The following is a 24,539-nucleotide window of genomic DNA, read 5'->3' as shown; positions in this document are numbered from 1 at the left end:
CACTCCCCGGGCCGCGCCATCCGGTGCACCGCCGCCCGGAGCCCACCGGCTCCCGCAGACCGGAGAACCCAGACATGGACACGACGCAGATAACCGACACACCTCCCCCCACGGCACCCGCCCCCGTGATCAAGAAGAAGAGCACGGGCCGCCTCGGCGACAAGGTCTTCCTCGGCCTCTCGCGCGGCTCCGGCATCTTCCTGCTGGTCATCATGGCCGCGATCGCGGTCTTCCTGACCTACCGCGCGGTCCTCGCGATCAACAAGGACGACGGCAACTTCCTCACCACCTTCGAGTGGAACACCAGCCTCGTCCCGCCGAAGTTCGGCATCGCCGTCCTGGCGTTCGGCACGATCGTGTCGTCGCTGATCGCGATGCTCATCGCGGTCCCGGTCGCCGTCTCGATCGCGCTGTTCCTCACCCACTACGCCCCCCGCCGGCTGCGCGGTCCGATCGCCTACGTGATCGACCTGCTCGCCGCGGTGCCGTCCATCGTGTACGGCCTGTGGGGCGCCCTGATCCTCGTACCGCACCTGGACGGCCTGTTCGGGTGGCTGAACGACTACCTCGGCTGGACCGGGATCTTCTCGTGGGACGAGGGGCCGGCGCGCTCGCTGCTCACCGTCTCGATCCTACTGGCGATCATGATCCTGCCGATCATCACGAACGTCAGCCGTGAGGTCTTCCGCCAGGTCCCGCAGATGCACGAGGAAGCGGCGCTCGCCCTCGGCGCGACGCGCTGGGAGGTCATCCGCATGGCCGTCCTGCCGTTCGGCCGCTCCGGTGTGATCTCCGCGTCGATGCTCGGCCTCGGCCGCGCGCTCGGCGAGACGATGGCCGTCGCGACGGTCCTCTCCCCGGACTTCGACATCCACGCCAGCCTCCTCAACCCCGGCGGCGGCACCTTCGCCCAGAACATCGCCAGCAAGTTCAGCGAGGCGAACGACTTCGGCCGGGACGCGCTGATCGCCTCCGGTCTCGTCCTGTTCGTCATCACGCTGCTGGTCAACGGCGCGGCGCGGCTGATCATCGCCCGCCGCAAGGAGTACTCGGGGGCCAACGCATGAGCACCGCGACCGTCAAGAGCACCCTGCGCGGGGCCAGCCTCCCCAAGTGGACGCCGTGGGCCATCGCCGCCGGTTCCGTCGCGCTCGGCCTCGGTGTCAGCGCCGCCGCCGGACTCGACAGCAGCATCCAGTGGGCGCTGATGGCGGGCGTCTTCTTCGTCGCCGGCACGTACGGCATCGCCGCTCGCGTCGAGGGTCCCCGGCAGGCCAAGGACCGGGTCGCGACCAGCTTCGTCTGGGTCGCCTTCCTCCTCGCGCTGGTCCCGCTCACCTCCCTGGTGTGGGCGACCGTCCAGCGCGGCGTCAAGGTCCTCGACTTCTACTTCCTCTCCCACTCGATGGGCATCGTCGCCGACACCGACCCCGGCGGCGGCATCTACCACGCGATCATCGGCAGCCTCGAACAGGTCGGCCTCGCGACCGTGATCGGCGCTCCGGTCGGCGTGCTCACCGCCGTCTACCTGGTGGAGTACGGGAGCGGCAACCTCTCCCGGGCCGTCACCTTCTTCGTCGACGTCATGACGGGCATCCCGTCGATCGTCGCGGGCCTGTTCATCCTCAGCCTCATGCTGATCTTCGACATGGAGCCGTTCGGCTTCGCGGGCTCGCTCGCGCTCGCGATCCTCATGATGCCGGTGGTGGTCCGCTCCACGGAGGAGATGCTCAAGCTCGTACCGAACGAGCTGCGCGAGGCGTCCCTCGCGCTCGGTATCCCGAAGTGGCGCACGATCCTGAAGGTGGTCATCCCCACCGCGATCGGCGGCATCACGACCGGCATCATGCTCTCCATCGCACGCATCGCCGGCGAGACCGCGCCCGTCCTGCTGCTGGTGTTCGGCAACCCGTTCATCAACAACAACCCCTTCGAGGGTGCGCAGGAGTCGCTGCCGCTGTACATCTACAAGCAGTACTCGCAGAGCGCGGGCTCCGAGGCGGCGTTCGACCGTGCCTGGGCCGCCTCTCTGACGCTGATCGCGTTCGTGATGATCCTCAACCTGGTGGCGCGCGGCATCGCCCGCTGGAAGTCCCCCAAGTCCGGTCGCTGACGCGACCCTCAGTCAGCGACTGTCTGGAAGTGAAGTAGAAATGTCCAAGCGAATCGACGTAAGCGGACTGACCGCCTACTACGGCTCCCACAAGGCCATCGAGGACATCTCGATGACCGTCGAACCCCGCACGGTCACCGCGTTCATCGGCCCCTCCGGCTGCGGCAAGTCGACGTTCCTGCGCACCCTGAACCGGATGCACGAGGTGACGTCCGGCGGCCGGGTCGAGGGCAAGGTCCTGCTCGACGACGAGGATCTGTACGGCCCCAACATCGACCCCGTGTCGGTGCGCCGCGAGGTCGGCATGGTCTTCCAGCGCCCCAACCCCTTCCCGACGATGTCCATCTTCGACAACGTCGCCGCGGGCCTGCGCCTCAACGGCAGCTACAAGAAGAGCGAGCTGGCGGACGTCGTCGAGAAGTCCCTCAAGGGCGCGAACCTCTGGAACGAGGTCAAGGACCGCCTCAACAAGCCGGGTTCCGGCCTGTCGGGTGGCCAGCAGCAGCGCCTGTGCATCGCCCGAGCGATCGCGGTGGAGCCGAAGGTCCTCCTGATGGACGAGCCCTGCTCGGCCCTCGACCCGATCTCCACCCTCGCCATCGAGGACCTGATCGGCGAGCTGAAGGAACAGTTCACGATCGTCATCGTGACGCACAACATGCAGCAGGCGGCCCGCGTCTCCGACCGCACCGCGTTCTTCAACCTCGCGGCGGTCGGCCAGCCCGGCAAGCTGATCGAGATAGACGAGACGGAACGCATCTTCTCCAACCCGTCGGTCCAGGCCACGGAGGACTACATCTCCGGCCGCTTCGGCTGATCCGGGACACCAGACCCCTCGCGGTGCTGCATGGCGGTGCCACCGCGAGGCCGTAAAGGGCCCGCCTCCTGCTCGCAGGGGGCGGGCCCACGCGCGTTTCGTTCAGAGCCCTGCGATGACCTCGAAGATGTCGGCGTCCGTCTCCCGGCGGGGTTACAGGTGGTCGGCGAGTTCGGTGAGGAAGTCGGCGTTGGCCGCAGTGTCGTGGCCCAGGACCACTTGGTGGTGCGGCAGCTGGGCGAGGCGGTCGGCGACGGTGGCGCGGGCCGGCTTGTTGCCGCCGCCGTCGATGCCCTGGGCCAGGCCGAAGATGTCCGGGTAGCGGTCCTCGGTGGCACCGCTCATGAAGTCGTCCTCACCCAGAGCCCTGTCGCCGTCGACCAGGGCCGGGACTGCGGCGGGGTCGATGCGCGGGAACAGCAGACCGGCCGCCCGGCCTCCGGTGGCGAGGGTCATCCCGAACCAGGTGGTGAACTGGTCGGGGAAGACCTGGGCTTTCCTCTCCCTCTTGCCGCCGGGCTCCCACAGCGGCTCGCGCCGTCCGTCGAGAAGGGCGTCGGTGACGTCCTGGTGCTGCGTGGGGTGCAGGTGCTCCCCGGCCTTGAGCCGGTCACGGACGACGTCGTACAGGCCGAGGGCGTCCAGCAGGCCCAGCCCGATGGCAGCCGCCGACGGCCACGGCAGCACCTGCAGTTCGCCGCCGCCGTCCGGGCGGACGAACACCCGGTCGTTGGCCAGCAGTTCGAAGCCGTGAGAGGCCAGCAGCAACGCGGTCGTGGTCTTTCCGGCACCCTTGGAGCCGAACGTCAGCAGCGTTTTGCCGTCGCGGACGACGGCGGAGGAGTGCAGCAGCGTCCACCCGTCCCGCAGCAGCGTCGCCCGGATCATCTCGCGGGCGATCCGCGCGGCAGCCAGCGCCACGGGCTCGGCAGCCCGCCCGGCGATGGTCAGCCAGCCGGATCCGGGCTCGGAGCGGTAGGCCAGCCCCTCGGCGGGCGAGATCGCGGTGACGGTACCGGCCCCGTCGCGGGCCAGGAGCGTCTTGGCCTTGGCGTAGGTGACCTTCTCATGCGGGCAGACGTCCACCAGCGCGGCCAGCTCGACGTAGGCGGAGCTGTCGACGTCGGCGACGACCAGCGGGCCGGCGCAGATGCTCTCGGCAGGCACCTCGAACGCGTTCCACCATGGACCGAAGTAGCGGCGGGACCAGTCGGAGACGGACGCGGTGTTGCTCAGGACGGTCACGCTCGCGTCAGCGGCATGCAGCTGGGTGGCGGTTGGGGTACTCACAAGGTCTTCTCCCTGTCGAGTGGATGGGTCAGGACAGCCGTAACGCCTGGTAAGCGGTCCGGAGCTTGATACCGGCAGCGGTCAACCGGCGGTCCTCGCCGGAATCGAGAGCAGGCAGGCACGCTATGGGCTCACCGGCGGTGAACCGCAACGGAATTCCCAGCCAGTCGCCGCGATGCGGCGCAGTCAGCTCCTCGATGCCGTCGGCCAGGCCAAGGGCCTTGCACAGGGTGGACAGCACTCCCACCCGACTACCGCACCGGCCTGACCCACAGCCGGGTCCTGGACCTGTACCAGTCCATCCCCGTTCGGTACCGAACCGAGGATTGCCGTCCAGGAGCTGAAAGAGGCCCTTGCGGCCTGATGCGGGAGCAACTGACCACTCAGCAAGCAAGTTCGCAGGTGGCCCGCGTCTCCGACCGCACCGCGTTCTTCAACCTCGCCGCAGTCGGCCAGCAGGGCCCGCCTCCTGCTCTCAGGAGGCGGGCCCACGCGTACGTCAGACGCCCTCGACGGCCTCGAAGATGTCGGCGTCCGTCTCCCGCTGCCACTCCGGCAGCTCGGCCCAGTCGGCGACGTACCCCGGCTTGGGGTCCTCGAAGTGCCGGTACATCTGAGCCGTCCAGCACAGGGCAACAAACCGCCCCTTCTGCTCCCGCGACAACCGGCCCGCATGCCCGCCGCTCAGTACGAGGAACTGGCGCACCTGCTCGTACACGGCCCCCGCAGCCTCACGCTCCCAGCCGGGCATGTCCTCCCACGGGGTCACGTAGCCCGGTTTCGGCTCGCCGGGGAAGTGCTTGCGGACCCCTGCGATCCACGCGTCACGGAAGATCCGCGAGCCGTCGTTCTCGGACATCCATTCCCTCTCGTCACACTGTCAGGGCGCCGATCTCGGCCTTCAGCTCGACGACGCGTCGGTCTCGCCCGAAGGCGACCAGCTCAGCAGTCAGATCCTGGAGTCTACGGGCGACGTATCCGGAACCGGACGCCCTCGCCAGGAGGAGGGCCTCGCGGCCGTACTGCACAGCCTGTTCCGGGTCCTTGCGTCGGGCGCCGACGACTGCCAGGTCGGTGAGCGCGGCTCCTCTCCGCCGGAAGGACGCACCAGGGGCGAGGGGCTTCTGGCCGAGAGCCTCATGGAGAGCGCTCTCCGCCAGGTCCAGTCGGTTGAGCTGCAAGTAGCGGGCACCACGCTCTTCTGGCAGGCGCGAGCCGTCGAAGCGCAGCCATCCCCCGTTGGACACCAGTCCTCGGAGGTCCTCCACTTTCTGAGCCTCGTCGATCGCCTCCTTGCAAGCGTCGACATCGCGGAGACACGCGTATGCCTCAGCCTGAACTGAGGCCGCCCAGTACCTCGTTGAGAGCGTGCTGTCTCCTCGGAGGGCTAGGCGGCGTGCTGCGCCGAGAGTTTCGGCCGCACGCTCATAACGTCTCTCCGAGAGATCCACGTAAGCGCTCCGGATCAAGGCGCAGGCCCAGAGGTCAAACGCTTTGACTTCCCGGCTCGCGCTGGCGGCCAAGGCGTAGCACGCGATCGCGTCCCCGTACCGGTTGGCGTCGAACGCCAACTCCCCAGCCAGCTGATACGAAAATCCCCCATCGGTGCTGGTCACAGCAGTTCATGTGGCCTGTACGGGTTGGAGGGTGACCTGGTAGCCGAGGTGGTTGAGCTGGCTGACGAGGCGGCGGGTGGCCCGGGTCTTGCCGGTGCGTTCGAGGAAGTAGTCACCACCGAGGTCGGCGTACTCCTTGTCGTGGGTGAACATGTGCCAGATCGAGATGATGATCGAGTGCTGCAGGGCGACCAGAGCCCGGCGGCGGCCACGGCGGCCGACCAGGCGCCGGTAGCGGGCGGCGAGATAGGTGTCCTTGGTGCGGCAGGCCGAGATCGCGGCCTGGCCGAGCACTCCCTTCAGCCATGCGTCACCGGGCCGGGTCCTGCCGGAAGGACTTTTGCCCGCGGACTCGTAGTTTCCCGGACACAGCCCCGCCCACGAGGCGAGATGGCCGGCCGAGGGGAAGCGGGTGATGTCCGCGCCGATCTCGGCGAGGATCACCTCGGCGGTATGCGCGCTCACCCCGGGGATGGTGGCCAGCAGCTCGACCTGCCGCCGGAACGGGCGGATGTGCTCGGCGATCCGGGCGTTGAGACGTCGTTCCATCGCGGTGGCCTCGTCGATCCGGTCCAGCATGGTCCGCGCCAGGAATGCGTGGTGGTCGGTGAAGTAGCCGGTCAGCGCCTCAACCAGCACCTCGTGCCGGGTCCTGAGGTTCGGGGCGGCCAGTTCGGCCAGCATCTTCGGATCGCGTGTGCCGCTGATCAGAGCCTCCAGCATCCGGCGTCCGGAGACACCGAGGAAGTCGGACACCACCGAGGTGAGTTTGATCCCGCAGTCCTCCAGCAGGTTCTGCAGCCGCTGGGCCTCGCGGGCGCGTTCGCGCACCACATCGGTGCGATACCGCGTCAGGTCACGCAGCTGGCGGATCGGCCGCGGCGGCACGAACGAGGGGCGGACCAGGCCGTGTTCGACCAGCTTGGCGATCCACTCGGAGTCCTTCACGTCGGTCTTGCGGCCGGGGACGGCCTTCATGTGACGGGCATTGAGCAGCCAGCAGTCCATGTCGTTCTCCAGCAGGTAGAACACCGGCTTCCAGTACGAGCCGGTGGCCTCCATCCCGACCACCGTGATCCCCTCGGCCAGCAGCCAGTCCCGCATCTCCAGCAGTCCCGACGTCAGGGCCGGGAACGTACGGACCTCGCCGCGGCGCCGGGTCCCCTTGCCCCGGCCCGGCACCCGGATACACACCTTCACGTCCGCCTTGCCGATGTCGATCCCGGCGCAGCGTTCATAGACCACGTCCACGACCGGCTCCTTCCACTCGCCACCCGATCGGGGCGTCCGGCGGGGACCCGAACGGCGGAAGAAGCTGATACGCGTGCTCGAGGCAACACTTCCGAGCGCCTGACAAGCAGGTCCCCAGCGTCCTGCTGATTGACGGGCTCGGACACGCCAAGTGGCCACGACGTCGGCCGGACGTGCCCCGATTTTCCCCCACTCGGGGCGAGGACCGCAGGACCTCCGGCTTCCTGATAGAGATCTGCGGCAGCGACGCAGAAGGGGGAAAGCGGAACGCCGCCCTCGCTCAGAGCGTCGTTCATCGTCGAGAGCTGTGCCCGCACAGCAGGGAGCACCGACTGTTTGGCACGGGCGAGTTGGTAGACCTGCCACAGGTGCCGGTTCATGAGATCGAAACCGTCCGCATCGCCTTGCGGCGCGTCCAGCCCACCGACGAGCGCACTGGACACCGTCATGAGGCGCAGGAACTCGCGTCGGATCATCTCGTCCATGTCCTCTGGGCTGTGCCAGGCACTCGGCGAGGGCCCTCCTGCCGCATCGGCGTCCAGCAGAGCGTCGAGGTCTTCGAGGTCCATCCGCAGCAACGCCGCCATCTTCGGCCGCTGATGAGGCTGGGGTTTCGCCGTGCCTTTCTCCCAACGCCCGGCAGTACGCCGGTCGACGCCCATCGCATGAGCGAACCCCTCCTGGGTGAAGCCCTGAGTTCTACGCCTCTTGGCGAGGCTCATACCGGCTCCTTTCCCTCGGATCTCTCCCAGCCAACTGTGGCGCACATCTCATGTCCCGGAGATGTCCCAACACTGGCCCATGAACGCCGTGGTCCGCATGCGTTTCGCTCGGAATGATGATTACGGCCCGTAAACCGCCATACCCACTTGGCGGGAAGGGCGGCCTCCTCGCTCTCGACCCCCACGGAGGACAGCGTGACGACCCTTGCCCTGCCAGGCACTTGCTCCCTCGCGATACGGCGCTCAGCGTTACGCGTCCTCGGCGCGGCCGACGCCGAGTCATCTCAGCGGGGAGTACCGCAGGCAGGGAGCTTGGGGAGAACCATGGAACACCCGGACCGCTTCGTCGTCTCGTGCTCCCGGGAGCCTGAGCGGGTGAGCCAGATCCGCAGGACCGGCGCCGCCCACCTCAGCAAATGGGGGCTCAACTCCCTTGTGGACACGGCCAGTCTGCTGATCAGCGAACTGGTCACCAACGCCGTCCGGTACGGCACGGGCGACATCACCTTCTCCATGGCGCACCGTTCGGGCGAGGTCCTCATCGAGGTGACCGACGGGTCGTCCGCCTTCCCCCGGGTCCGGCATCCGACGGCCGATGAGGAGAGCGGTCGAGGCATGTTCCTCGTCGAGGCCATGGCCGACAGGTGGGGCACCAGCGCCGACGGCACCCACACCTGGTGCACGATCGCCGTACGACAACCACTGACGCCCATCGCCGGTTTCCGGTCCGAGTGGCGCCAGGGCAATCGCCTGATCGCGTCGGGCTCCTACTCCACCCCGCAGGACACGATCCGTTACGCCCGCGCCCAACTACGTTTGATCACCACTGCACTTGAGGCCGAGCTGATCGGCTACATCTGGGAGAGCTGGGCCGACTGGGCCCCCTCCTTGAAGACGCTGGAGAACGGCGAGGCAGCGACGATCCCGTTCACCTACGACACGTTCACCCTCACCTGGCACGCCCGCCCGGCACTCTTCCTGCCAGTCGTGGACAACACCCGGCACATGTAGACGAATTGAACGCCAGCTGGTCAACTCCCCTGCCCCACATGCCTCCGGCCACGCCTCCGGGCACATCCGTCAGCATGCTTCCCCCGACCAACGTCCAAGTCGGCGCATCGCCGACCTACGCGCGACCCAAGACGGCACCGGAAGGGTCCTGCTCTTCGAGGGCCGAGACCCCTTCGTCATGCGAGCACCGATGCCCATCTGCCGTCCGGTCGGCCGGAGTTGAGCCGGTCGACGTCACCCTGACGCATCCAGGCTGTGGCCGGTGAGGAAGTAGCCGCTTCCCCACCGGCTCCTTCACTCATTCACCAACCCGTCGGAAGGGAAAGCGATGAGCAATCCCAGGCTACTCAGGTTCACGTATCTCGAAGTCACAGGGTTCTGCAACGAGAGGTGCGGCCACTGCTACGCCGACTCGTCCCCGAAGGGAACTCACGGTTCCATGTCGGTCGCCGAGTGGGTGGCCGCGATCGACCAACTCGGCGACCTCGGAGTCGTCGACGTCCAGTTCATCGGGGGCGAGCCGACCCTGTACCCGAACCTGCCGAAACTGATCCGGCACGCCCACGCTCGGGGACTGAACATCGAGGTCTTCTCGAACATGACACACATCAAGGACGGCCTGTGGGACACCCTCCGCGAATGCGGAGCCAAACTCGCCACCTCGTACTACTCGGACGACGCCGCCGAGCACGACGCCGTGACCCGGCTCCGGGGCTCCCACAAACGGACGCGCGCCAACATCGAGAAGGCGGTGGAGTTCGGCATCCCGATCCGGGGCGGAGTCGTCGCTGTGCACCCCGGGCACCGAGCCCTCGAAGCGATCACGGACCTCGCAGCGCTCGGTGTCGGGCACGTCGGGGCGGACCGCATGCGGGCCTTCGGCCGCGCGAGCGAGGGGACGATGCCCGACGTGGCGGATCTCTGCGGACACTGCGCGCGCGGGCAATGCGCGATCGGCCCCGACGGCGACGTGTGGCCGTGTGTGCTCGGGCGGTTCATCACCCTGGGCAACCTGCGGAACGCATCACTGGAAGAGATCTGGAACGGCCCCCGTACCACGCAGGCCCGTGCCGAGATCTCCGCGGCTCATGGTGGGCAAGTGGCGGAGAGCTGTACTCCTCCGCAGTTCCTTCCCATGTGCGAGCCCTGCGGACCATGCGTCCCGTCCGTGGGTCACTGCGATCCGAGAGAGGTGGGCAACGGCGCACCTACCATGAGGCCACCGGTTTAGTTCGCTGCGATGATCAGGAGCGCACATGGACGATCACGGGGACGACTTCGGACCGTGGGGCTGGGAAAGTTCCAGTAATCCCGTGCACCGGACCGACGAGGAGTGGACTCAGATCGCCCGCTTCATCCGACAGGCGGCGAACAAGGTCGGTCCGAGTCTGCCGCTGTGCCTCCCCGGCGAGCCGAGGCAATGCGGCCGGACCGCGCAGCAACACGTACTGGCGTGGTCGGCACACCTCAAGGCCGTGGCACATCACCTGATCGAACAGTCGACGCCCAGCGAGGCCCGGGGCGCGCATGCGGCCGGCCCGCTGTACCAACGACGGCTGGCTGAACTCCGGGAGCAGAGCGCTTCGGAAGCAGCCTCACGCTGATCGAGCAATCCAGAACGGCCCCGTTCACCGCGTCTGCCACAATGCGGAGCACGGGGCCGAACTCCACGTGGACGCAACGCGACGTACGCCGCCCGCCACCTCAACGGCTGACGTCAATCCCGTCGAGGATGGCCCGCGCACCCCGCCCGATCAGCTCCGCCGCCAAACCCGCACCGACCTTCTCCGCGTCCCCGGCCGATCCGGACAGCGTGCCGGAGACCCGCCGAGACCCGTCGAGGGACGTCACCTGGGCGTGCAGGGTCAGGACGCCGTCCGGGGCGGTCTCGGCGTACGCGCCCACGGGGACGCTGCATCCGCCGTGCAGCTCCGCCAGAAGCGCGCGCTCGGCCCGGACCTGTGCGTCGACGGCGAGGTCTCCGACGCTGGAGAGGATCTCGGCCAACTCGACGCTGTCCTCCCGGACTTGGACGCCGAGTGCGCCCTGTCCGGGCGACGGAGGGAACAGGTCGAGAGGCAGCAGTTCGCCGATCGCGTCGTCCAGCCCGAGCCGCCGGAGCCCCGCGGCGGCGAGGACCACCGCGTCCAGCCCCATGGTCTCGATCTTCTTCAGCCGGGGTGGCACGTTCCCTCGGATCGGTACGACGTCGAGGTCCGGGCGTACGGCCAAGAGCTGGGCTACCCGCCGAGCGGCACCGGTCCCGACCCGAGCGCCCTCCCGGAGCCCCGCCAGCGTGGACCCGCACAGCGCGTCCCGGACGTCTTCGCGACCAGGGGGCGGAAGCAGAATCAGACCGGGCGGATTCGCGGTCGGCAGATCCTTCAGGGAATGGATCACCACATCCACGTCCCCCCTACTGAGCGCCGCTTCCTGCTCGGAACTGAACGCACTGCCACCACTGATCGCCGAGACATCGGAAAGCTGCGACTTCCGGTCTCTGTCGCCACCTTCGAGAATCACCCGGTGGGTGAACGTGATTCCGGGAAAGCGCGGGCGAAGAATTTCGAGGTACTGGCGGACCTGGGTTTTCGCCAACTTACTGGCCCGCGAACCAACCAAGTACGTCGTCATATCAACCAGCTCCCGACAAGCGATGAACCGTCAATTGATCGTACGCCTTGACCAGTTAAGCCTTTCCCGACGATTCGTCGGAACCAACTCACCGCTAAAGGAACCCCGTTGCCCGCTGCTGAGCACAACTACGCCCACGAACGCGCCGTCTGGGACACGTACGCCGAAGCCACCAAGAAGGACGTCTTCGAAGCAGACCCCGTATTCCAGTGGACGCAGTACCAAGGACACGGCCCAGGACCGGAGTTGCTCGGTGAACCCGCAAGTGTGCTGGAGATCGGGTGCGGTACGGGGCGGGCGCTGGCGTTTCTTGCCGGGCGCGGGGTCGAGGCGCGCGGCGTGGACATGTCCCCGGTGATGGTCGCGAACGCCACCGAACGCTGGGGACCCCTCGGTGTCGAGTTCGTCTGTGCCGAGGTGCTCGAATTTCTGGCCGGGGACACCCGTACCTACGACGCCGTGTACTCCGTCTTCGGCGCCGCCTGGTTCAGCGATCCGCGCCGGCTGTTCCCGTTGGTGAAGCGCAGACTCACCCCCGGCGGACGGTTCGTCTTCTCCCAACCCCCCGCCATCCCCGGCGCATACGGCCCCCAGGGCATGTACAAGGGCGGCTTCGCAGGGCCGGCGACATACACCTACCGCTACAGCTACACGCCGGCCACATGGCGAAGCCTCCTGCACGGCGCCGGGTTCGGCGAAGCCGGCGTACGTGTTCATGACGCCCCGGAAGCCGGCCACATCGGGACGCTGATCGGGTGCGGGGTCGCGTCCGTGTAGGGCTCGCGCTTAGTTACCCGACAGTTCCTGACGGGATATCGGGAGTTTGCAGCAACTGCGTGCGCTGGAGCCGATGTTGGTGCTAGCGTGCGGTTCACCACAACAAAAAGTGGCCCCATCAGGACTCGGAGTGTTGGCACACTCCGCTGACGGGGCCGTGACGACAACTACGTCTAAGGAACTGTCGCCATGCGTCATGCTATCGCGCGCGCTATTTTCGCGTGCCTCCACATCCTCCTCACCCTCGCCCTCCCCGCCTCGGGCCAGCGCCGCAAGCCCCCCGCCGCAGCGGTCCCCGCACCCCCGCAGCCGTACGTCAGCCCGTGGTCGCGCCCCTGGACCGGGCCCACGAAGGAAGAGGCTGCGGAGTTCTTCCGCCAGCAGGCCGAGTACGAACTCCAGGCCGAGTACGAACTCCAACAGGAACGCCAACTCGCGGCGGCGTACGCGACGTTGGGCATCGACTACCCGTACACGTTCCCCGACGCCCCCTTCTCCGCCGAAGACTTCGAGACCCACGTATGAACCGCGACGCCCTGACCTCCGACGCCCCGCCCGCCTCCCTCTGGGCCGTCTGCAACCGCTGCGGACGCTGGACCCGCGCGGCGGTGGAACTCCGGGGCTTCGGCCCGGGGCCGGTCCGGTTCGCCTGCCCCGACTGCGTACTCCTCGCCGAAACCGGGACCGGAGCCGGAATCGGAAGTCACTGAGCCTTCAGCGGCCCGCGCGTGCGTGACAGGTGTGACCAAAGAGGTCCGTGACAGATTCGGTCACCGGGTGGGCAAGAACTAGCCCTTCCGTGCCATGCGCCGCGCGTGGGCCGCTGCCTACTCTAGGAAGCCGGGTTCGGCTTCAGCAGGGACGAGGTGAGGTGCGTGGCTCCGGGGGGCGGTACGGCGGTGCAGGATCACGTGGCACTCGCCGAGATCGAGCTGTGCGGGGAGCTGATGATCGCGGCGTCCTCGGCGGACGGGGAGCGGCTCAGCCTGGACTCGATCGACGCGGTGCTGAGGGTGGTGCGGGTGCGGGACGAGCCGCCGGGGGACGCGCCGCCCCGGTGAGGACACCTACGTACGCAGCATCCTCCCGATCGCCTTCGTCGCCTCCTCCACCTTCGCATTGACCTCGTCGCCCCCCTTCAGCGCCGCGTCCGCGACGCAGTGGCGGAGGTGTTCCTCGAGGAGTTGCAGCGCAAAGGACTGCAGCGCCTTCGTGGACGCGGAGACCTGCGTGAGTATGTCGATGCAGTAGGTGTCCTCGTCGACCATGCGTTGCAGGCCCCGGATCTGGCCCTCGATCCGGCGCAGGCGCTTGAGGTGTTCGTCCTTCTGTTTGTGGTAGCCGTGCGTCGTGTGCTCGGAGGGTGCCGGTGTCTGCTCGGCCTCGGTGGTCGTCATCGCGTCCTCCGGTTCGTCTTGTATACCCCTACTGGGTATATCGTAGCCAAGTTTGCTGGGTATAGGGCCCTTGGTCCCACCCCGTGCTGGTCACTGTGCCTGATGGGCGACACTGGGGACGGCCCCTTAGCCCTGACCGGATGATGCGCTTAGCATCAGCCTGACCGAAACCGATGCATACCGAGGACCCCACGTGCGCTTTCGTCTGACCCCCAGGGAGACGAGCTTCTACGACATGTTCGCCGCGTCCGCGGACAACATTGTCACGGGCTCGAAACTCCTGATGGAACTGCTCGGGGCGGACACCGCCGGCCGGGCCGAGATCGCCGAGCGGATGCGGGCCGCGGAACACGCCGGTGACGATGCGACGCACGCGATCTTCCACCAGCTGAACTCCTCCTTCATCACGCCCTTCGACCGCGAGGACATCTACAACCTCGCGTCCTGCCTCGACGACATCATGGACTTCATGGAGGAGGCCGTCGACCTCGTCGTCCTCTACAACGTCGAGGAACTCCCCAAGGGCGTCGAGCAGCAGATCGAGGTGCTGGCGAGAGCCGCCGACCTCACGGCCGAGGCGATGCCGAACCTGCGGACGATGCAGAACCTCACGGAGTACTGGATCGAGGTCAACCGGCTGGAGAACCAGGCGGACCAGATCCACCGCAAACTGCTGGCCCACCTCTTCAACGGCAAGTACGACGCCATCGAGGTGCTGAAGCTGAAGCAGATCGTCGACGTCCTCGAAGAGGCCGCCGACGCGTTCGAGCACGTGGCGAACACGGTGGAGACCATCGCCGTCAAGGAGTCCTGAACCGCGTGGACACGTTCGCCCTGGTCGTGACCGTCCTGGTCGCGCTCTTCTTCACGTACACCAACGGCTTCCACGACTCCGCCAACGCGATCGCCACGTCCGTGTCCACCCGGGCGCTGACCCCGCGTGCCGCGCTCGCCATGGCCGCCGTGATGAACCTCGCGGGGGCCTTCCTCGGCTCCGGGGTCGCCAAGACCGTCAGCGAGGGGATCATCCAGACGCCCGAGGGGTCCAAGGGGATGGGCATCCTCTTCGCGGCCCTCGTCGGCGCGATCACCTGGAACCTCGTCACCTGGTACTTCGGCCTCCCCTCCTCGTCCTCGCACGCCCTGTTCGGCGGGATGGTCGGCGCCGCGCTCGCCGGGGGGACGACCGTCTACTGGCACGGGGTCCTGGACAAGATCGTCCTGCCGATGTTCATCTCGCCGGTCGTCGGGCTCGTCGTCGGGTACCTCGTCATGACCGCGATCATGTGGATCTTCCGGCGCGCCAATCCGCACAAGGCCAAGCGCGGGTTCCGTATCGCCCAGACCGTCTCCGCCGCGGGCATGGCCCTCGGCCACGGCCTCCAGGACGCGCAGAAGACGATGGGCATCGTCGTGATGGCCCTCGTCATCGCGGACGTCGAGGACGCCGGGGACCCGATCCCCGTCTGGGTCAAGATCGTGTGCGCGGTCATGCTGTCGCTGGGTACGTACGCGGGGGGCTGGCGCATCATGCGGACGCTCGGCCGCAAGATCATCGAGCTTGATCCGCCGCAGGGTTTCGCCGCCGAGACCACTGGCGCGTCGATCATGTTCACGACGGCGTTCCTCTTCAAGGCGCCGATCTCCACGACCCATGTCATCACCTCCGCGATCATGGGCGTCGGGGCGACGAAGCGCATCAATGCCGTGCGGTGGGGGGTCGCGAAGAACATCATCCTGGGGTGGTTCATCACGATGCCTGCGGCGGGGGTTGTGGCGGCGGCGGTATATGGGGTTGTGAAGCTGGTGGCGCTGTAGGGAAGCTGGGGCCATGGTTTCTGTGGTGCAGAACGTGGCGGTCGACTGTGGGGACGCGTATGCGTTGGCGCGGTTCTGGAGCGAGGTGACCGGGGGGTCGCTGGGGCCGGAGGACGAGCCGGGGAACCCGGAGACGCTGGTGGTGCTGCCGACGGGGCTGGTTCTCTACTTCAACGAGGTGCCTGAGCCGAAGGTGGGGAAGAACCGGCTCCACCTGTGCCTGCGGCCCGAGACATCGCGGGATGCGGAGGTGGAGCGGCTGGTGGCGCTGGGCGCGACCTTCGTCGCCGACCGGCGGGAAGCCGACGGTACGGGGTGGGCGGTGCTGGCGGATCCTGAGGGGAACGAGTTCTGTGTGCTGCGGAGTGAGTCGGAGCGGGCGATTTCCGGGTGAGGTGGGGGGGCTCCGAACGGGCGTCGGTGGGTCGGTGCCGAGGGCTTCCCGACGAGGAGTACGCGACCGTATCGGACAGGGCCCGTCGACGGCATGTCCGCACCTCGCCACGCAGGAAGCCCCCAGTCACCCCGCCCGGCGCGCCCTACAGCCCGGGAAACACCCGCCCTAACGGGCCGCCCGCGATGAGGGGGTGCTGCCCGCTCCAGAGGGAAGACCCGGTCGACGGGGGGCGTGATGGCCTTGCGGACGACCAGGTCCAGCGATGCTGACGAGGGTTTCGCCCCGGGCGAGCGCGCCCAGTGACCACCCTGCCCAGGACGACGTCGACGCCGCGTCCGCCGGTGAACCGTGCGACACCGTCCCGGAGTGACTCGCGCGTGAGGTCGACGACCTCGTACCCCGCCGCCCGGCTCAGCTCGGCGTTGGCCGGTGGTGACGGCGAGGTACGCGGTGAGGTGGGCGAGGTCGGCCGCGAGGTAGTCGGCCTGACTGCCGTCGACGCCGATGCCGTACCGCCCACCGCCGTCATCCGCACCCAGCCCCGAACAACACGTCCCCCAAGACTCGCCACCGAGGCACTGATCGAGCCCCCTCCCGAACGCCCATAGCTGACCCCAACTGTCAGACCCCCCTGACAACATCACCCCCATGCCCACCACCCGCACCACCCCACCAAGACCCCTCGACATCACCACCCTCGTCCCCGCCCTGACCCCCCTCGCCCGTACGGCCACCCGCCTGCACCCCCGCCCCGGCTCCCCGTCCGTGCACGACAGCTCCATCGGCGGCCCCCTCCTGTGGCCGACGACCCACCACTGGCCGCACTGCGACAAATGGCACGAGGGCCCGGTATCCCCGATGATCCCCGTGGCCCAGCTGTACGTCCGGGACGTACCCCAGCTGAGGCCGCCCGGAAAGACCGACCTGCTCCAAATCCTGTGGTGCCCCTCCGAGGAACACCCCCCGGACCACAAACCCCCGACGTACCTGTTCTGGCGAACGGCGGCCGACGTCACCCAGATCCTCACCGCCCCACCCCAACCGTCCGAGCCGACCACCTGGTACGTCCCGCAGCCGTGCGTACTCGCGCCGGAGCAGGTCACCGAGTACCCGCACTTCCTGGACCTGACCGAGGAGCTGCGGCAGCAGGTCATGGCCGTCGTGGACGTGGACGAGTCCTACGAGTCCGGCCCGGACGGGTTCTACCGGAACGAACTCTCCACCGCCCCCGGCTGGAAGATCGGCGGCTGGCCGCAATGGGGCCTCACCGACCCCATCTCCCGCTTCTGCATCCACTGCGGCACCCGAATGACCCCGCTGCTGACGATCGCCTCGGACGAATGGCACCCGGACAACAGAACCTGGATCCCGTACGAGGACCAGTCCCTCGGCGACGCCGACTCGAACCCGCCGGACGTCACAGTGATCGACGCCAACCACCTACAGCTCTACGTCTGCCCCGAGCACCCCACCCACCACACCGACCTCGTCCAGTGACCCCTCACTCCGCGATCGTCCCGGCATAGATGTCCCGAGACTCCGGAAGCCGTACGACGGCCGGCGCCCCGAAGTCGTACAGCAGGACCGTAGACGCCACAGCCACCACCCCCGCCCGCCCGCTGTTGACGAAGCTGAACCGGTGCCGGACCTTGCGGATGCGCCCCTGGTCGTCGAGGTACACGTCGAAGGGGACCTCGGCCGTGGCGAACCCCTCGGCCGCGGCGGCGAGGGAGGCCCGGTTGCCGGGGGTCGCGCCGCGCGCGGCGAGCGCGAGGTCGGCGGTGCCCCGGTAGTGCCGGACCCCGACCCCGGCGACATCGCTCCGCCCGACGTACGACGCCGTACGCACCCCCCGCAGCAACTCGGCGGCAGCGAACGGATCGGTGGCACCGCCGGTGACGAGATTGCCGTCGGAAAGGGTCGCGGTATCGACGCGGACCCACTTGTCCGCAGGCACCCCGGCCCCCCGGTTCTTCATGAACAGGGCCCCCGGCGCGAGGAGTTCGGTGATCGGCCGGTGCTCGCTGACCCCGGACGGGTCCTGCGGAAGGACGACCTTCAGCTGACCGAGCTGCCGCCGGTAGTCGTACACCCCCTCCCCCCGGATCGTGACGCGCGTCCCGCCGGTCGCCATCTCCATGGACGTCTGCGCACGGGAACTACCCGCCGCGAGCAGCGTGTCGGCGGCCCGGTGCAGAGTCCCGACCGGATCCCCGACGGGCGCGTCCTCCGCCGCCGCGCCGCTGCTCACACACCCCGCGGCCCCGGCCACGACCCCGGCCACCAGTCCCGCGACGGCCACCACACCGCCCCGACGGTCCTTCATCTCCCTACCCCCAGCTCGCGGGCCCCCATGTGGCCCTGTTCAACGACCCGCAAGTACCACCGTCACGCCCACCCACGCCTGGAGAACCCTTTACCGACGGTCGGTACCGTGGAGTACGTGACGCAACCGGACGGCACCCGCACTCCCTCCGGCGACCATCTCGCCACCACCGTCGACCAGGGCCGCTTCTGCTTCGCCCGCTGCACCTGCGGCTGGCGCGGACCGGCCCGCCGAGCGAGAAGCCTGGCGCGGACGGACGCGGAGACGCACGCGAAGGGATGAACCCCGGTCGGGGAACCCCGCGTTCCGGGAACTCGTCTCGTTCGACAGACACCAGGCCGCGACGGAGGACGACACCATGGAACGGCGCATGTTCATCGGCGGCGCGGCAGCACTCACTGCGGCAGCGGCGACCGGCTGCCGGTCGACGACGACCGGCAGTCCCACCCCGAGCACGTCCGGCTGGTTCGCGTACTCCCCGCTCGCCAGCGCCCCCACCGACTGGAAGGCCCTCGCGAGCGACCTCGACGGCCTCCTCGTCCGCCCCGGCGAGGCCCAGTGGGCAGCGGCCCGCCAGCTCTACAACACGCGCTTCGACACCCTGAAGCCCACAGCGGTCGCGTACGTCGCGCACGCGGAGGACATCCGTACGACGCTGGCGTTCGCCCGCGCGCAGAAGCTGAAGGTCGCCATCCGCAACGGCGGCCACTCGTACGCGGGCTGGTCGTCCGGCGACGGCCGCCTGATCGTCGACGTCTCCAAGCTGAACCGCGTCCGCGTGGGCGGCGGTACGGCCGTCGTCGGCGCCGGCTCGAAGCTGATCGACGTCTACCGCGCGGTGACGGCGAAGGGCGTGACGATCCCCGCCGGCTCCTGCCCCACGGTCGGCGTCTCGGGCCTCGCGCTCGGCGGCGGGCACGGCGTGGTCTCCCGTGCGTACGGCCTGACCTGCGACAGCCTCACGCAGGCGACGATCATCACGGCCGACGGCAAGCAGCTCACCGCGAACGCGCAGCAGAACCCCGACCTGTTCTGGGCCCTGCGCGGCGCGGGCAACGGCAACTTCGGCGTGGTGACGGAACTCCAGTTCAAGACCCACGCGGCGCCCCAGGCGGTCTCGGGCTACCTCACCTGGTCCTGGTCGAAGGCGGCGGCGGTCATCCGAGCCTGGCAGGAATGGGGCCCGACCCAGCCGGACGAGATCTGGTCGGCCCTCAACCTCGCCAACTCCCCCGGCGGCACCCCCACCATCTCCGTCGCCGCCTTCTCCCTGGGCACGTACAACGAACTCCAGAACGCGATCGACCGCCTCACCGCGAAGGCGGGCGCCCCGAAGTCGGTCTCGCTACGCCGCCGCGCATACGCGCAGGCGATGGAGGGGTACGCCGGCTGCTCCGCGTACACCCAGCCCGCGAGCTGCCACCTCCCCGGCACGCTCCCGGGCCGCACGCCGGGCGGCAAGCTGGGCCGCGAGACGTACTCGGCCCGCTCGGACTTCTACGACAAGTCGTTGTCGGAGGCGGGAATCCAAACGCTCCTGAAGCAGCTGAAGACGGTCCGTGAGGGCGCGGGAAGCATCGCCCTCACAGCGCTGGGCGGCGCGGTGAACCGCGTCTCCCCCACAGCAACGGCTTTCGTCCACCGCCGCTCCCGCTTCCTGGCCCAGTACATCGCGTCATGGAAACCGGGCACGCAGGGCACGGCGGCACAGTCCTGGCTCAACTCCGCCCACAAGGCAATGCAGCCGTACGCATCGGGGGCGGCGTACCAGAACTACACGGACCCGACGCTGACGAACTGGCGGAAGGCGTATTACGGGGATGCGGCGCCGAAGCTGGCGAAGGTGAAGCAGCAGTACGACCCGGCAAGGTTTTTCACATACCCGCAGGGAATCTAGCCGCTTTTGAAAAAACAGGGCGCGCAGCGCCCGTTTTTTCAGGGGCGCGGGGCTGTGTCGATTTGCGGCTCCGCCGCGTGGGCGCGACCAGCCACAACGAAGCCGCACCCGCCAGCCCCCAGAACCCCCCACCCCATCAAGCAGCCAGGTCCCTCTCCCCCGCCTCAACCCCCGTCCGAGCCCCCGGCACAAACGCAACCCGAGCCGCCCGACTCCGCACCAGCCACCCCACCCTCGGCGACCGCTCGATCGCCTTGAGAACCGGCGTCAGGAGAATCGAGGCCAACGGGGACAGCAACAGCGCAACGGCCGTCCCCAACGCGAACCCCCCGATGACGTCGGTCGGATAGTGAACCCCCATATAAACCCGGCAGAACCCTTCCAGAACCCCCAGCAGCAGCCCCCACACCCCGAACCGCCGATTCGCGACGAACAGCGCAACCCCCATCGCCATCGTGATGGTCGCGTGGTCACTCACGAACGAGAAGTCCGTCTTCCCGGAAACAAGAACCTCAAGCCCCTGATGGTCATTGAACGGCCGAGGCCGCTCGACGAACCCCCGAATGGGCACGTTGATCAGAACGGCAACGCCGGCCGCAAGCGGCGCCCACACGAGCGCGGCGACAGAAGCCGCCGCCTCTTCCCCGGACGCGGCCCGCCGCCGCACAGCCAACCAGCACCACACGATGAGCAGAACCATCGCGAACAACAGCCCGTATTCACCGACGAACCCGACGATTCGGTCGAACCAGTGCGGCGCGTCCTTGGCGAGGCCATTGATGTCGTACAGCAGCTCGACATCGGGGTTGGATCCGGAATCGGCGAGTCCAGCCATGGTGCTGCGGCCCCTTCGTCGTGGTCGTCTCAACAGGAACGCACGGCCCCGCTTACAACGTTCCTGTCTCCACTGAATGATCACTGAGACGTTATCGAAGGGAGATGCGCCATCTCAGCCCAGGGCCGGTTTAAGGAACCGTCACCCGTTTTCAGACATTGGTCGGCAGCGCTTTCGCGCCATCCGCGGTGACCCGGGTCGCCCCGAAATAGTCGGGTGTGTCGATCGGGTCGAACCGGATGACGGCCCCCGTACGGGGCGCGTCGATCATGTACCCGCCCCCGACGTAGATCCCGACGTGCCGGATGGCCCGCGAGTTCGTGAGGTCGTCGGAGAAGAACACCAGGTCACCGGGGAGCAGTTCGGCCCGCGTGGGGTGCGGCCCGGCGTTGTACTGGTCGTTGGCGACGCGCGGCAGCTCGATGCCGACACTCTCGTACGCCGCCTTCGTCAGCCCCGAGCAGTCGAACCGCCCGCCGTCCGCGGCGGTCCCGTCGCCGCCCCACAGATAAGGCGTGCCGAGTTTCTTCTGCGAGTAATAGATCGCCCCGGCGGCCTGCTCGGACGGCGACACCCGCCCGACCGGCGCCGCGAAACTCTCTTCGAGGGTGGTGATGGTCTTCACGTAATTCTGGGTCTCGCTGTACGGCGGTACGCCCCCGTACTTGATGACCGCGTACGCGCCCGCGTTGTAGGCGGCGAGCATGTTGTGCGTGGCGTTCCCGGGCACGTCCTTGACGTATTTCGCGATCTCGCAGTCGTACGAGGCGGCGGACGGAATGGCGTCGGCGGGATCCCAGACGTCCTTCCTGCCGTCCCCGTTCGCGTCGAGGCCGTGCGTCGCCCAGGTACCGGGAATGAATTGCGCTATTCCCTGCGCGGCGGCGGCGCTCTGTGCGCGGGGATTGAATCCGCTCTCCTGATAGAGCTGCGCGGCGAGGAGCGCGGGATTGATCTCGGGGCACAGGTTGCCCCATTTCTGCACGAGCGCGGTATAAGCGGCGGGCACGGCCCCCTTGGCGAGCGCCTTGGTCCCGCCCCCCACCCCGTTCGCCATGTTCCCGGCGACCAGGTACACCCCGACGATGAGCACCATGACGAACGCGAGCCCGGCCCCGGCGACCGCGGTCACCCAGATCCACGCCTTACGCACCGTCAACCGCCCCTCGCCGCCCGGGAGTCACCGCGCGTCAGTCTACGGCGGGAACTCGCCGCGCACGGGTAGGTTCGCCCCGGTCGGAGGCTGTCCATCGCGAGGGCGTTCTAATCCCCTGTCCCGCAGGGCTCGTCGGCCTCGTGGGGGACGCCGCAGCGGCGACAGCGGACGTCGGGGACAGGTCCCGCGGCCGGCTTCACGGCATCCTGCTGGGACCAGGATCTGCCGGGGACGCGGCGGGGAAGAGGGGTGCGGGGGGCGGGCGTACGAAGGCGAGGCGTGGGGGACAAGACCTTCTCTATCCAGCGTTCAGGGCGCGCGATACGACAGACGATCGTACGCCCGTCACCCCCCTGCCTCCTTGTACAGAGCCTCGGCCTCCGCCCCCAGCACGACGCTGTACGACACGTCGTCCGTGTCCCCGCCCTGCTCGTGCCCGCCGAGCACGCCGACGACCTCGTGGTGCCCGTTCACCCAGGGGCTGCCGCTGGTCCCCGCGCTGAACCGGGGGCACTCGATGCGCTGCTGCGTACTGCTGTGCACGGCCGGCCGGTTGGTGCAGGTGATCGCCCGCTCGGAGGTGTCCGGGTACCCGGTGACGGTCACGGGAGAAGCGCCGGTGGCGGTGCCGGGGGCGAAGAGGTTGCCTCCGACGACATCCTCGATGTCGCGGTGCTCGGCGTTGGGCGCGAGGGCGGCGAAGGCGATGTCACTGTCCTCGTCCTGCTCCTTGGCCCATCCGGCGGGCAGGAAACTCTTCCGCACCTTCCAGATCCCGTAGGGCGCCTTCCCGTCCTTGTACCCCGGCACAAAAACGAACCCGGACCCATCGTCCCCACCAAAACAATGAGCGGCGGTAACGATCAGATCCCGCCCCTGGCTCTCCACCACCGACGCCGTACAGAAATGCTCCCCCGCCGGCTTCCCCACATCGTCCGCGTAGAACAACGCCCCCACCCGCGCCGCAGCCGCAGCCGCCTCCCCCTGAGCCACCACCGTCACACCCAACGGCCCACCCCCGTCATCGGCGACAGCCGCCGACGCCAGGACACAACTCCCTGCCATCAACACCGTCGCGCCGAGCAGCGCGAACCTTCGGTTCCCCTGGGGGCGGGTGCGGTTCATCGGGGTCACTCTGAACCATCAAGGTGAGAAAAACATCAATCCGGGCTGTCGAAGAGCTACCGACGACAGGGTGCTCCCCATGCGTCACTCCAAACCCGGGCCTGGTGTGACGCCGGACACAATCGAACATCGTCACTCGATCGGTCGATTAGACATATGGCGTTTGGGTAAGCGCTCCTTGACCGCACCACTCGGTGACATGGCAGTTCGGCAGTAGCCGTAAGGAAAATGCCTGACTGGCCTACACCGTTCGGCTACCAAGCGGTGTGACGTTGTCATAGGCTCGCCCACTGGGGCTCTTGACACGCAAGCAACGTTGACCTAGACGCCTTGGTCGCGTTCTGGTCCCGTGCAGTGCGTGGAGCGCGGCCAGGAAGGAGATTTCCATGCCCAGCGCCTCCGATCCCAGCCTGAACCGACGCAAGCTTCGCCTCGCGTTGAAGGCCGCACGGGACAAGACGGGGCTCACGCAGCGGGAGGCCGCGGACCGTCTCGACTGGTCGCTCTCCAAGGTGATCAGGATCGAGGCGGGGACGGTGAGCCTGTCCGTCACCGACCTCCAGGCGATGTTGCGGCTGTACGAGGTCGACGACGAAGCGGTCGTCGGGGACCTGGAACAGGCAGCGCGCGGCAGCAAGGGCCAGTCGTGGTGGTCCGACTACAGCGACATCATCACTCCGACGTTCGCCCAGTACCTGGGCTACGAGAGCGCGGCCCACACCATTCGCGCCTACCACCCGACGTTCTTCATCGGCCTGCTCCAGACCGTGGACTACATCGAAGCGATCTTCGCGGCCTTGCCCAGCGTCACTCAGGCTCAACGCCTCACCGACCTCAGGACCGCCCGGCAGGAACGCGTCTTCGCCGACGGCGGCCCGGCCCTGGCGATGATCGTCGACGAGGCAGCCGTACGACGCCTCATCGGTGGCGCGAGCACCATGCGCAACCAGCTGACACACGTCAAGCGGCTGGCCGAGACCGGGAAGATCACGCTCCAGATCCTGCCGTTCTCCGCCGGAGCTCACGCCAGTCTGGAAGACAGCTTCATCCTCTTCGGCTACCACGACGACGAGGACGTGCTCTACCTCGCCGGGACGAGTGGTGTCCTCACCAACCGGGACGACCGCGCGAAGGTGGCTCTCTACCAGGAGTGCTTCGAGGACCTCACCGACAAGGCGTTGAGCCAGGAGGCATCGATCGCACTCATCGACGAGGTTCTCGGGCAATTGAATCTGTCCTGATTCCGACCAGGCACCGACGGGGGCGTGCATGCCATGGTGAACGAGAGGCGGAGGAGTCGGCGCCCGGGCGCCGGTCGCTCTCCTGGCAACACCACCCGGCCGACGAACCGGGCGTC

Annotated in this window: 30 protein-coding genes; 18 read left to right on the top strand and 12 right to left on the bottom strand. The window is 68.1% G+C overall.

Features of this window, described 5'->3' with window-relative positions:
• Nucleotides 1-74 precede the first annotated feature (74 nt).
• The 3 genes from pstC to pstB are packed head-to-tail and all read left to right on the top strand — an operon-like array spanning nt 75 to nt 2,930.
• A complete protein-coding gene (pstC, locus tag J8M50_RS04830) occupies nt 75-1,067 on the top strand; it encodes a phosphate ABC transporter permease subunit PstC (RefSeq protein WP_010355729.1) in 993 nt (330 codons plus the stop codon).
• Nucleotides 1,064-2,113 (top strand): phosphate ABC transporter permease PstA, encoded by a 1,050-nt coding sequence (pstA, locus tag J8M50_RS04825; protein WP_010355728.1) that lies wholly within the window; start codon nt 1,064-1,066, stop codon nt 2,111-2,113. Before pstC ends, pstA begins: the two co-directional genes overlap by 4 nt.
• Before the next feature lie 40 nt (nt 2,114-2,153).
• Nucleotides 2,154-2,930, top strand: a complete 777-nt coding sequence (gene pstB / locus J8M50_RS04820) for a phosphate ABC transporter ATP-binding protein PstB (protein WP_010355727.1) — start codon at nt 2,154-2,156, stop codon at nt 2,928-2,930.
• Nucleotides 2,931-3,083: 153 nt separating this feature from the next.
• Here the strand turns inward: pstB and J8M50_RS04815 are convergent, their stop codons facing one another.
• The 6 genes from J8M50_RS04815 to J8M50_RS04790 form a co-directional block, all read right to left on the bottom strand.
• Nucleotides 3,084-4,220, bottom strand: coding sequence for a phosphoenolpyruvate carboxykinase (ATP) (locus tag J8M50_RS04815; protein ID WP_010355726.1), 1,137 nt, complete (start codon nt 4,218-4,220; stop codon nt 3,084-3,086).
• A 28-nt stretch (nt 4,221-4,248) separates the two neighbouring features.
• A complete protein-coding gene (locus J8M50_RS04810; protein ID WP_010355725.1) occupies nt 4,249-4,461 on the bottom strand; it encodes a hypothetical protein in 213 nt (70 codons plus the stop codon).
• 258 nt (nt 4,462-4,719) lie between these two features.
• On the bottom strand, nt 4,720-5,079 hold the full coding sequence (locus tag J8M50_RS04805; protein ID WP_010355724.1) for a hypothetical protein: 360 nt from the start codon (nt 5,077-5,079) through the stop codon (nt 4,720-4,722).
• A gap of 13 nt (nt 5,080-5,092) precedes the next feature.
• Nucleotides 5,093-5,836, bottom strand: a complete 744-nt coding sequence (locus J8M50_RS04800) for an NsdA family TPR-like regulatory protein (RefSeq protein ID WP_010355723.1) — start codon at nt 5,834-5,836, stop codon at nt 5,093-5,095.
• 6 nt (nt 5,837-5,842) lie between these two features.
• Nucleotides 5,843-7,087: an IS110 family RNA-guided transposase gene (locus J8M50_RS04795; RefSeq protein ID WP_010355722.1), complete on the bottom strand. Its 1,245-nt coding sequence runs from the start codon at nt 7,085-7,087 to the stop codon at nt 5,843-5,845.
• Nucleotides 7,033-7,809, bottom strand: coding sequence for a helix-turn-helix transcriptional regulator (locus tag J8M50_RS04790; RefSeq protein WP_078480967.1), 777 nt, complete (start codon nt 7,807-7,809; stop codon nt 7,033-7,035). Before J8M50_RS04790 ends, J8M50_RS04795 begins: the two co-directional genes overlap by 55 nt.
• Nucleotides 7,810-8,133: 324 nt before the next feature.
• Here J8M50_RS04790 and J8M50_RS04785 point away from each other — a divergent pair, with 324 nt between their 5' ends.
• The 3 genes from J8M50_RS04785 to J8M50_RS04775 all read left to right on the top strand — a co-directional run bounded on the left by J8M50_RS04785 (nt 8,134) and on the right by J8M50_RS04775 (nt 10,424).
• Nucleotides 8,134-8,820, top strand: coding sequence for an ATP-binding protein (locus J8M50_RS04785; RefSeq protein ID WP_010355721.1), 687 nt, complete (start codon nt 8,134-8,136; stop codon nt 8,818-8,820).
• A gap of 328 nt (nt 8,821-9,148) precedes the next feature.
• Nucleotides 9,149-10,051, top strand: coding sequence for a radical SAM/SPASM domain-containing protein (locus tag J8M50_RS04780; protein ID WP_075661477.1), 903 nt, complete (start codon nt 9,149-9,151; stop codon nt 10,049-10,051).
• A 25-nt stretch (nt 10,052-10,076) separates the two neighbouring features.
• On the top strand, nt 10,077-10,424 hold the full coding sequence (locus J8M50_RS04775) for a hypothetical protein (protein WP_010355719.1): 348 nt from the start codon (nt 10,077-10,079) through the stop codon (nt 10,422-10,424).
• Nucleotides 10,425-10,524: 100 nt separating this feature from the next.
• Here the strand turns inward: J8M50_RS04775 and hemC are convergent, their stop codons facing one another.
• The gene (gene hemC / locus J8M50_RS04770) at nt 10,525-11,454 is read right to left on the bottom strand and encodes a hydroxymethylbilane synthase (protein ID WP_029184131.1); all 930 of its coding nucleotides are present in this window, start codon (nt 11,452-11,454) and stop codon (nt 10,525-10,527) included.
• A gap of 108 nt (nt 11,455-11,562) precedes the next feature.
• Here hemC and J8M50_RS04765 point away from each other — a divergent pair, with 108 nt between their 5' ends.
• The 4 genes from J8M50_RS04765 to J8M50_RS04750 all read left to right on the top strand — a co-directional run bounded on the left by J8M50_RS04765 (nt 11,563) and on the right by J8M50_RS04750 (nt 13,292).
• Entirely contained in the window at nt 11,563-12,231 is a 669-nt protein-coding gene (locus J8M50_RS04765; RefSeq protein WP_010355717.1) for a class I SAM-dependent methyltransferase, read from the top strand.
• A 189-nt stretch (nt 12,232-12,420) separates the two neighbouring features.
• On the top strand, nt 12,421-12,756 hold the full coding sequence (locus tag J8M50_RS04760) for a hypothetical protein (protein ID WP_010355715.1): 336 nt from the start codon (nt 12,421-12,423) through the stop codon (nt 12,754-12,756).
• Entirely contained in the window at nt 12,753-12,941 is a 189-nt protein-coding gene (locus J8M50_RS04755) for a hypothetical protein (RefSeq protein ID WP_010355714.1), read from the top strand. The genes J8M50_RS04760 and J8M50_RS04755 overlap by 4 nt, the downstream gene beginning before the upstream one ends.
• 165 nt (nt 12,942-13,106) lie before the next feature.
• Nucleotides 13,107-13,292 carry a hypothetical protein gene (locus tag J8M50_RS04750; RefSeq protein WP_010355713.1) on the top strand — a complete coding sequence of 62 codons (186 nt, stop codon included), beginning with the start codon at nt 13,107-13,109 and terminating at the stop codon, nt 13,290-13,292.
• 6 nt (nt 13,293-13,298) lie between these two features.
• On the opposite strand, the gene J8M50_RS04745 is transcribed toward J8M50_RS04750, so the two are convergent.
• Nucleotides 13,299-13,628, bottom strand: a complete 330-nt coding sequence (locus J8M50_RS04745) for a metal-sensitive transcriptional regulator (RefSeq protein ID WP_010355712.1) — start codon at nt 13,626-13,628, stop codon at nt 13,299-13,301.
• Between the two features lie 193 nt (nt 13,629-13,821).
• On the opposite strand from J8M50_RS04745, the gene J8M50_RS04740 reads away from it, so the two are divergent.
• From J8M50_RS04740 to J8M50_RS04720, 5 genes are all read left to right on the top strand, one after another.
• A complete protein-coding gene (locus J8M50_RS04740; protein WP_010355711.1) occupies nt 13,822-14,442 on the top strand; it encodes a DUF47 domain-containing protein in 621 nt (206 codons plus the stop codon).
• Nucleotides 14,443-14,447: 5 nt separating this feature from the next.
• Nucleotides 14,448-15,446 carry an inorganic phosphate transporter gene (locus J8M50_RS04735; RefSeq protein WP_010355710.1) on the top strand — a complete coding sequence of 333 codons (999 nt, stop codon included), beginning with the start codon at nt 14,448-14,450 and terminating at the stop codon, nt 15,444-15,446.
• Nucleotides 15,447-15,459: 13 nt separating this feature from the next.
• Nucleotides 15,460-15,840: a VOC family protein gene (locus J8M50_RS04730; RefSeq protein WP_010355709.1), complete on the top strand. Its 381-nt coding sequence runs from the start codon at nt 15,460-15,462 to the stop codon at nt 15,838-15,840.
• A gap of 380 nt (nt 15,841-16,220) precedes the next feature.
• Nucleotides 16,221-16,451: a hypothetical protein gene (locus J8M50_RS04725; protein WP_141655599.1), complete on the top strand. Its 231-nt coding sequence runs from the start codon at nt 16,221-16,223 to the stop codon at nt 16,449-16,451.
• Between the two features lie 40 nt (nt 16,452-16,491).
• The gene (locus J8M50_RS04720) at nt 16,492-17,340 is read left to right on the top strand and encodes a YwqG family protein (RefSeq protein ID WP_010355708.1); all 849 of its coding nucleotides are present in this window, start codon (nt 16,492-16,494) and stop codon (nt 17,338-17,340) included.
• A gap of 4 nt (nt 17,341-17,344) precedes the next feature.
• Here J8M50_RS04720 and J8M50_RS04715 read toward each other — a convergent pair whose 3' ends face one another.
• Complete coding sequence (locus J8M50_RS04715; RefSeq protein ID WP_029184130.1) at nt 17,345-18,169, bottom strand: SCO4651 family lipoprotein; 825 nt, start codon at nt 18,167-18,169, stop codon at nt 17,345-17,347.
• Nucleotides 18,170-18,286: 117 nt separating this feature from the next.
• Between J8M50_RS04715 and J8M50_RS04710 the strand changes: the two genes are divergently transcribed.
• The gene (locus J8M50_RS04710) at nt 18,287-18,451 is read left to right on the top strand and encodes a hypothetical protein (protein ID WP_162947214.1); all 165 of its coding nucleotides are present in this window, start codon (nt 18,287-18,289) and stop codon (nt 18,449-18,451) included.
• A 76-nt stretch (nt 18,452-18,527) separates the two neighbouring features.
• Entirely contained in the window at nt 18,528-20,066 is a 1,539-nt protein-coding gene (locus tag J8M50_RS04705) for an FAD-binding oxidoreductase (RefSeq protein WP_010355706.1), read from the top strand.
• Nucleotides 20,067-20,202: 136 nt separating this feature from the next.
• Here J8M50_RS04705 and J8M50_RS04700 read toward each other — a convergent pair whose 3' ends face one another.
• From J8M50_RS04700 to J8M50_RS04690, 3 genes are all read right to left on the bottom strand, one after another.
• A complete protein-coding gene (locus J8M50_RS04700) occupies nt 20,203-20,901 on the bottom strand; it encodes a phosphatase PAP2 family protein (RefSeq protein WP_010355705.1) in 699 nt (232 codons plus the stop codon).
• Nucleotides 20,902-21,052: 151 nt separating this feature from the next.
• Nucleotides 21,053-22,060: a C40 family peptidase gene (locus J8M50_RS04695; protein ID WP_010355704.1), complete on the bottom strand. Its 1,008-nt coding sequence runs from the start codon at nt 22,058-22,060 to the stop codon at nt 21,053-21,055.
• A 342-nt stretch (nt 22,061-22,402) separates the two neighbouring features.
• Nucleotides 22,403-23,182 carry a trypsin-like serine peptidase gene (locus tag J8M50_RS04690; protein WP_029184129.1) on the bottom strand — a complete coding sequence of 260 codons (780 nt, stop codon included), beginning with the start codon at nt 23,180-23,182 and terminating at the stop codon, nt 22,403-22,405.
• Between the two features lie 386 nt (nt 23,183-23,568).
• On the opposite strand from J8M50_RS04690, the gene J8M50_RS04685 reads away from it, so the two are divergent.
• The gene (locus J8M50_RS04685) at nt 23,569-24,423 is read left to right on the top strand and encodes a helix-turn-helix domain-containing protein (protein ID WP_010355702.1); all 855 of its coding nucleotides are present in this window, start codon (nt 23,569-23,571) and stop codon (nt 24,421-24,423) included.
• Nucleotides 24,424-24,539: the final 116 nt, after the last annotated feature.

It is taken from the genome of Streptomyces acidiscabies, from assembly GCF_020010905.1.
In the GTDB taxonomy this organism is placed as follows: Bacteria; Actinomycetota; Actinomycetes; order Streptomycetales; family Streptomycetaceae; genus Streptomyces; species Streptomyces acidiscabies.
This window is presented reverse-complemented; position numbering and strand designations above follow the sequence as displayed.

Excerpts from the sequence above, each read along its gene's own strand:
- pstC (WP_010355729.1), top strand. The coding sequence starts at position 75 with ATGGACACGACGCAGATAACCGACACACCTCCCCCCACGGCACCCGCC.
- pstA (WP_010355728.1), top strand. The coding sequence starts at position 1,064 with ATGAGCACCGCGACCGTCAAGAGCACCCTGCGCGGGGCCAGCCTCCCC.
- pstB (WP_010355727.1), top strand. The coding sequence starts at position 2,154 with ATGTCCAAGCGAATCGACGTAAGCGGACTGACCGCCTACTACGGCTCC.
- J8M50_RS04805 (WP_010355724.1), bottom strand. The coding sequence starts at position 5,079 with ATGTCCGAGAACGACGGCTCGCGGATCTTCCGTGACGCGTGGATCGCA.
- J8M50_RS04790 (WP_078480967.1), bottom strand. The coding sequence starts at position 7,809 with ATGAGCCTCGCCAAGAGGCGTAGAACTCAGGGCTTCACCCAGGAGGGG.
- J8M50_RS04785 (WP_010355721.1), top strand. The coding sequence starts at position 8,134 with ATGGAACACCCGGACCGCTTCGTCGTCTCGTGCTCCCGGGAGCCTGAG.
- J8M50_RS04780 (WP_075661477.1), top strand. The coding sequence starts at position 9,149 with ATGAGCAATCCCAGGCTACTCAGGTTCACGTATCTCGAAGTCACAGGG.
- J8M50_RS04775 (WP_010355719.1), top strand. The coding sequence starts at position 10,077 with ATGGACGATCACGGGGACGACTTCGGACCGTGGGGCTGGGAAAGTTCC.
- hemC (WP_029184131.1), bottom strand. The coding sequence starts at position 11,454 with ATGACGACGTACTTGGTTGGTTCGCGGGCCAGTAAGTTGGCGAAAACC.
- J8M50_RS04760 (WP_010355715.1), top strand. The coding sequence starts at position 12,421 with ATGCGTCATGCTATCGCGCGCGCTATTTTCGCGTGCCTCCACATCCTC.
- J8M50_RS04755 (WP_010355714.1), top strand. The coding sequence starts at position 12,753 with ATGAACCGCGACGCCCTGACCTCCGACGCCCCGCCCGCCTCCCTCTGG.
- J8M50_RS04745 (WP_010355712.1), bottom strand. The coding sequence starts at position 13,628 with ATGACGACCACCGAGGCCGAGCAGACACCGGCACCCTCCGAGCACACG.
- J8M50_RS04730 (WP_010355709.1), top strand. The coding sequence starts at position 15,460 with ATGGTTTCTGTGGTGCAGAACGTGGCGGTCGACTGTGGGGACGCGTAT.
- J8M50_RS04720 (WP_010355708.1), top strand. The coding sequence starts at position 16,492 with ATGCCCACCACCCGCACCACCCCACCAAGACCCCTCGACATCACCACC.
- J8M50_RS04715 (WP_029184130.1), bottom strand. The coding sequence starts at position 18,169 with ATGAAGGACCGTCGGGGCGGTGTGGTGGCCGTCGCGGGACTGGTGGCC.
- J8M50_RS04705 (WP_010355706.1), top strand. The coding sequence starts at position 18,528 with ATGGAACGGCGCATGTTCATCGGCGGCGCGGCAGCACTCACTGCGGCA.
- J8M50_RS04700 (WP_010355705.1), bottom strand. The coding sequence starts at position 20,901 with ATGGCTGGACTCGCCGATTCCGGATCCAACCCCGATGTCGAGCTGCTG.
- J8M50_RS04690 (WP_029184129.1), bottom strand. The coding sequence starts at position 23,182 with ATGAACCGCACCCGCCCCCAGGGGAACCGAAGGTTCGCGCTGCTCGGC.
- J8M50_RS04685 (WP_010355702.1), top strand. The coding sequence starts at position 23,569 with ATGCCCAGCGCCTCCGATCCCAGCCTGAACCGACGCAAGCTTCGCCTC.